General features: G+C 44.6%; 8 protein-coding genes. 5 read left to right on the top strand and 3 right to left on the bottom strand.

Features of this window, described 5'->3' with window-relative positions; genetic code table 11:
* The first annotated feature begins 19 nt into the window (after nucleotides 1-19).
* Together CXF58_RS14170 and CXF58_RS00735 are read left to right on the top strand one after the other, a co-directional pair.
* Nucleotides 20-133 (top strand): hypothetical protein, encoded by a 114-nt coding sequence (locus tag CXF58_RS14170; protein WP_416375559.1) that lies wholly within the window; start codon nucleotides 20-22, stop codon nucleotides 131-133.
* A 131-nt stretch (nucleotides 134-264) separates the two neighbouring features.
* A complete protein-coding gene (locus tag CXF58_RS00735; RefSeq protein ID WP_226928882.1) occupies nucleotides 265-843 on the top strand; it encodes a DUF1287 domain-containing protein in 579 nt (192 codons plus the stop codon).
* An 88-nt stretch (nucleotides 844-931) separates the two neighbouring features.
* On the opposite strand, the gene asd is transcribed toward CXF58_RS00735, so the two are convergent.
* A complete protein-coding gene (gene asd, locus CXF58_RS00730; protein ID WP_068405163.1) occupies nucleotides 932-1,765 on the bottom strand; it encodes an archaetidylserine decarboxylase in 834 nt (277 codons plus the stop codon).
* Between the two features lie 128 nt (nucleotides 1,766-1,893).
* Between asd and dtd the strand changes: the two genes are divergently transcribed.
* On the top strand, nucleotides 1,894-2,346 hold the full coding sequence (gene dtd, locus CXF58_RS00725; RefSeq protein WP_068405161.1) for a D-aminoacyl-tRNA deacylase: 453 nt from the start codon (nucleotides 1,894-1,896) through the stop codon (nucleotides 2,344-2,346).
* Between the two features lie 48 nt (nucleotides 2,347-2,394).
* Here the strand turns inward: dtd and CXF58_RS00720 are convergent, their stop codons facing one another.
* Nucleotides 2,395-3,003 carry a M23 family metallopeptidase gene (locus CXF58_RS00720; RefSeq protein WP_068405159.1) on the bottom strand — a complete coding sequence of 203 codons (609 nt, stop codon included), beginning with the start codon at nucleotides 3,001-3,003 and terminating at the stop codon, nucleotides 2,395-2,397.
* A gap of 190 nt (nucleotides 3,004-3,193) precedes the next feature.
* Between CXF58_RS00720 and CXF58_RS00715 the strand changes: the two genes are divergently transcribed.
* The gene (locus CXF58_RS00715) at nucleotides 3,194-3,883 is read left to right on the top strand and encodes a putative quorum-sensing-regulated virulence factor (RefSeq protein ID WP_068405157.1); all 690 of its coding nucleotides are present in this window, start codon (nucleotides 3,194-3,196) and stop codon (nucleotides 3,881-3,883) included.
* A gap of 51 nt (nucleotides 3,884-3,934) precedes the next feature.
* Here CXF58_RS00715 and CXF58_RS00710 read toward each other — a convergent pair whose 3' ends face one another.
* Nucleotides 3,935-4,825 carry an alpha/beta hydrolase family protein gene (locus tag CXF58_RS00710; RefSeq protein ID WP_068405155.1) on the bottom strand — a complete coding sequence of 297 codons (891 nt, stop codon included), beginning with the start codon at nucleotides 4,823-4,825 and terminating at the stop codon, nucleotides 3,935-3,937.
* A gap of 444 nt (nucleotides 4,826-5,269) precedes the next feature.
* On the opposite strand from CXF58_RS00710, the gene CXF58_RS00705 reads away from it, so the two are divergent.
* Complete coding sequence (locus CXF58_RS00705; protein ID WP_068405153.1) at nucleotides 5,270-5,947, top strand: LOG family protein; 678 nt, start codon at nucleotides 5,270-5,272, stop codon at nucleotides 5,945-5,947.
* The last annotated feature ends 107 nt before the right edge of the window (nucleotides 5,948-6,054 follow it).

Genomic DNA, 6,054 nt, shown 5'->3' with positions numbered 1-6,054 from the left:
ACCAAAAGGACGTCATGCGGTGGTGGTGATGGATGGCGCATTATGGCATCAACCAAGCTTGAATCAGGCTAATGTCACTATGCTTAAACTACCGCCTTATTCACCTGAGCTGAATCCTTCTGAGAGGGTATAGCAGTACCTTAAGCAAAATGAGCTATCTAATCGTTGTTATGACAGTTATGAGGCTATTGTCGATGCCACTTGCTTGGCTTGGAATAATTTGCTTAAACAGCCATAAAGAATTCGGTCGTTAACTGCTCGTGCTTGGGCACAACTTTAATTGTTGGGTTTGGTATAAGTTTAGCGCAATTGGCGCAGGCGACCGAGTCTGTTGGTAATGGCGATAAATTGGCCTATGATGCCAAAAAACAGATAGGTGTGACCACCAGCTATGACCCTACCTATCGTCAGCTGGATTTTCCGCGTGGCGATGTACCGATAGAAACCGGCGTTTGTACCGATGTTGTCGTACGGGCTTACCGCTTGCAAAATATCGATTTACAGCAATTGGTCAATCACGATATGAAGTCCAATTGGTCGGCCTATCCAAAGACGTGGGGACTAAAATCAACCGATAAAAATATCGATCACCGCCGTGTGCCAAATCTTGAGGTGTTTTTTGCCCGTCATGGTCAAACATTATCTACCACTGATAAATCTAGCTTTCAAGCCGGTGATATAGTGACGTGGCGGTTGCCAAACGGCAATTTACCGCATATGGGCATCGTTTCTAATAAAGTCGCCGCTGATGGCTCGCCGTTGATTATTCATAACATCGGACGCGGAACGCAAGAAGAAAACATCTTATTTGCGTATCCTATTCACAAGCACTTTCGGTATTAGATTGAATGCGTCTAATAAAAAACCTAGCTAAGCTGAGTGGCTTAACTAGGCTTATACGTAGAGGTTTTTTAGAGCCTTTATACAACTGCTATTTATTCGCAACACCTAATAGCTGTCCCATTTTTACCATACTGTTGGCTTTTAAGCTGTCTTGCCAATCGGCTTTTGCGCCTTTTGGTAGAACCACAATCGCCGTTGAGCCTAAATAAAAGCGTCCAAGCTCATCGCCTTTGGCAAAGCTCATATTGTGAACCATTTCTTGGATATCCTCAGTGCGGCTGATTTTACCCGTCGCGACGGTTTCGATACCAGCGACAATCATCGCTCCAACCATGACCACCGCCGCTTTGCCGTACTCTGTGTCAAATAAACAGACCAAACGCTCATTACGAGCAAATAAATCCGGCACGTTTGCCGCCGTGACATTATTGACAGAAAATAGGGTACCCGGTATATAACGGGTCTTGGTCAAGGTACCAGCAAATGGCATGTGCACGCGGTGATAGTTACTCGGCGCGAGATATACGGTGGCAAAGCTACCATCAGCAAAATAACTGCCATCTTCGCTATCAGCGAGTAGTTGACCGATGTCATAATGACGACCTTTGGCTTGCAGTAATTTATGGTCGCGGATTTGCCCTAATTGCGAGATAACGCCATCGGCAGGACTAACAATTCCATTTGCGCGGCTATCGATGAGACGCGCGTCGTCTTTTAGCTCACGGGTAAAAAAGTCATTAAAGCTTTCATAAGCATTGAAACTTTGGCGCTCGTATTCGTCTAAGCTGACATTGTAAGCTTTAGCAAAGCTGCGGATAAACGCACGCTTGACATAAGGGTGGCGGCTGGCGGCCAGACGTCCAGCGACTTTACTCAGCTGCTGCTGCGGTACAAATTGTTGAAGGGTGGCAAATAAATTCATAATGAGGTTACCAAAACAGGATTCGATGTAATTATTAATAGGCAAGTTAATGGCGGTATTTTATCATGGTCAGGGTATGATTGTATGACCATAAACTGTAAGCGATTTATAAATAAGGAAGGCTGTAAATGAGAGCACTGATACAAAGGGTGCAGCGCGCTAGCGTCACTGTCGATGCGCACTGCGTTGGTGCGATTGAGCATGGAATCTTGGCCTATATTGGCTTGGGTCATGAGGATAACTTGCAAAATGCGCAGCGTATGATTGATAAAATCCTTACTTATCGCATTTTTGAGAATGACGATGATCCTGCTAAGTTTGGTAAATTGGATAAAAATGTCCAGCAGGTAGGCGGCGGTTTATTATTGGTGTCACAATTTACCTTAATGGCAAAAACCGATAAAGGTCGCCGTCCTGACTTTGGCGGCGCGATGGCACCCGATGCTGCAGAGGTATTGTTCGAGCAACTAATTACTTATGCCAAAACCCAACATCCCCTTGTAGCAACTGGTGAGTTTGGCGCTGATATGCAAGTGGCAAGTATCAATGATGGGCCGTTAAATTTTATATTGGAAGTTTAAGGTCTTATTTTTAAAGGGGTCAGGTTTTAAAGGCCAAAAATTCAAACGCTAGCTTTCAGGCTTTTGCAAAAGTGGATAAGGGTTGACCGCGCTGCCATTGATATAAATCCCATAATGGACGTGCGGCGGCGTGCCTTTGGCATTTCCGCTGTCGCCGACGTAACCAATGATATCGCCAACATTGACCCAGTCGTTCGGGCTGATATCGGCATAATCCTCTAAATGGGCATAATAATGGCCGGCGCCGCCCGGGCCAATGATGACCACCACGCGCCCGCCTAAGCTATTTTCGCCAACTTTGCTGACGATGCCTTGCGTCGTTGCCTGTATCGGCGTACCGCGCTTGGCAAATATATCGATGCCTTCGTGAGAGCGACCTTGGCTACGCGCCGCGCCCCATGTATCCGTTAAGTGTTGTTCGGGCAGTGGGCTAGGTAAGCTATTTTCTGTCGGTAATGCTTGTTGTAATAAACTAAGCTGTTGCCATTTTGCCAGTACAAACGACTGAGTTTGCTTGCTGATACTGGGTAAGAGCCTATCAAAGACAAATAACAGCATCAGTAACACCGCCGCCTTGATGAGTACACTTAGTACACGGCGTAAAAGATTTGGCTCTCTACTTGGGCTTGGCTGCGGATTATTGCCATCTGCTAGCATTGATATCTCTTTTTTAAATTAACGCTCATAGACAGTATAAGAGCTATCGCCGCTATTCTTTGTATACCATTGTTATCTTTAGCTTTTATCCCCATAAATACATTGTTGCTTTTAAAAATCACCTATTTTTTAGGTATATATAGAAAACTGTTATTGCTACCTATTTTTAAATAACGATGGCCAAATCTTTATGACTGACACTGCGCTGATTATCGATACCGAAACCGACCAAGGCCGTGATCCGCGTCCGATTCAAGTGGCGACGATCAATGTAGCGACAGGATTTGAGTGGATGAAATACTTTAATAGTGGACGCTCGATATCGCCCGTCGTGATTAGAATCCATGGTATCACCGATGACGATGTTGCCGGTCTTGAGCGCTTTGAGCTTGAGCAATTTGAGTTGCCGCAGTATTTGATTGGCCATAATGTACGCTTTGATTGGCGGGTGATTGGTAGTCCGACTACTAAGCTGATATGTACGGTGCGGCTGGCGCGCGTGGCCTTTCCAGAATGGAGCGCCTATGGGCAGTCGAAATGTATCGAGCAATTATTAGGTAAAGGCGAGGCAGGTAAAATAACGATTGCTGCTCATGATGCGCTGGGAGATGCGCGCATGTGTTATCTGCTATATCAGGCCTGCTGCGAGCGCCTAGAGATTGCGCCGACAGATTTTGCAGCAGCCCACGCTATCGCCAATAAAGCCAATCCACTGAGCAAAATGCCCTTTGGCAAACATAAGGGTACGTTGATTAAAGACGTGCCAATTAGCTACGTAAAATGGATGCTAGGCAACATTCATAATATGCAGCCGTCGCTGTATTCTGCGTTGACCAAGCGTGTGCAAGCAGAACAAGCAGCAAAAATCACGCAAGACTAAATAGACTTGCGCTTGAAAGGCATGCGCTTAAACGACTGCCCTAAACAAAACTTATTGCTGCTTGGCTAGCCAATCGACTGCCATTTGCCAAAGCTGCGGGGCTTTAGCATTGGTTTTGCTACTAAAATAGCGCATATGACCGATACTATTTAAGCCAAATTCTTCGGGGTCAAAATAGCGTTTTTCGACTGGCATTTTGCTAAAGACGCGAATCATATCATCGATATTTTTGCTATTGGCAATTTCATCATCGCTAAAGCCGAGCCACAACGCAGGCATATCAATCTCATCGTAAAAATGGGTATGAATACTTTTGCCAAACGCGGTTTTAATATAGCCTGCGCCGTTGCACCACTCGCGCCATTGACGAGCGACGCCGCGTGGTAGTGGCTCACCCATGCCGATTTTATCCGCTGGCGTATAGCCTAGCGTCAAGTTGGTGAGCGGAATAAAGGCGTCCATAAAACCCATCGCTTTGAGCTTATAAGGCATGTCCATATTTTTGATTTGCCCTGATGAGCAAGCAACATTAAATACTGAGGTAAGTGCCTTATAGTTTGGCATCAAACCAATTAATTGCCCACCGGCGCTATGGCCAATCAAATGGTAAGTGGCATCATTAAATTCGTCTTGCAAGGCATCAAGGACGGCTGGCATGTCATGGCGACCCCAACTGATTAAAGAGGCATCACATTTTGCCAAATCGGTGCTAAGTGATTCGCCGATACCTTCGTTATCAAAGGTTATGACCCCAAAGCCGCTTGCTGCTAAATAAGTGGCAAAATTATGATAAAACTGGCGTTTGATACCAGTAGCCGGTGCGATCATGACTGCGGCTTTCACTTTATCTTTAGGGCGATAAACGGTCGCTGCCAATGCTCGATTGCGCTCAGTCATGATGCTTAGGGCATAAATATCTGTTTGATTGTGCGGATTTTCCATGGTTTAACCTTCATGTATTTTTGTCATTTTTATGAGTAAAAGTTTTTTTATCAGTCAGTGTTTTGGGTAAATAAAAATGCTTGCTAGGCGCTCAGCGTTTAAACATAAGTGTTTAAACATAAGCGTGCGGTCATTAAGCCGTGATTGGTTGCTTACTTTATAGCCTAACTGGGTGATCACCGCATGATGACTTTGCAGTAACACTGCTTATGGTAAAATAAATCTTAGTGAGGAAGGTAGGCGAAAATGACTTCTAAGTTCTATGAGCGAGCTCGACGTTGTATATTTTGAGCGCTATTTTTCAGCAATATTTTAATTATTATCGATTAAGCAGTATGTATTTTGACCAAATAACACATATCAATAAACTACTATGCATGAATAAACGTGTTTTAATAGCTAAGTATTTAATAAGAACAATGTATATAAAATTAAGGAAACTCTATGCAAATGAAAATTAACAATGACACTTATGAAGTTATTACCAGTCAAGACATTACCAATATTGAAAAAGCAGTGGATAAATCAGCGCTAACCATGCCGCTGGTCGCGGTTTATTGTGGCTCGCGTTTGGGCAATAATGACGTTTATGAGCAGGCGGCGCGTGAGCTTGGCAGTGCGCTTGCCGATAATGGCATGGGTTTGGTCTACGGCGGAGCGAGCATCGGGCTGATGGGCGCAGTCGCTGATGAGGTCATCCGAGGTGGCGCACAAGCGGTCGGCGTGATTCCAACCTTTATGCTCAAGCACGAAATTGCCCATGAGCAGCTGACGCGCCTGCATTTGACCGATACCATGCACACCCGTAAAACGGTGATGGCAGAGTATGCCGATGCCTTTATTACCTTGCCGGGCGGGCTTGGGACGCTAGAAGAAATCATGGAAATCGCCACCTGGCGTCAGCTATATCAGCACGAAAAACCGATGATTATTCTTAATATCAATGGTTTTTATGACTGTATGATTGAACATTTACAATACACCGCTGAGCAAGGCTTTATGAAGCAACAAGACCTTGAGCGTTTGGTCGTTTGTAATACCATTGGCGAAGCGATTGCCATGCTAAAAACCGTTGTAAAAATAGATGACGCCGTCGATACTGAGAAAATGGCGGGAAACTAGCAGCAGGTATTTTTATCAATAACTAAATATAAAAAAGAGAGCAAGGCTAACATTAAGCCTTGCTCTCTTTTTTGCTTTGATTTTATTAACATTTAAATCATTTTAAT

Source organism: Psychrobacter sp. Sarcosine-02u-2 (assembly GCF_002836335.1).
Classification (GTDB): Bacteria; Pseudomonadota; Gammaproteobacteria; order Pseudomonadales; family Moraxellaceae; genus Psychrobacter; species Psychrobacter faecalis.
This window is presented reverse-complemented; position numbering and strand designations above follow the sequence as displayed.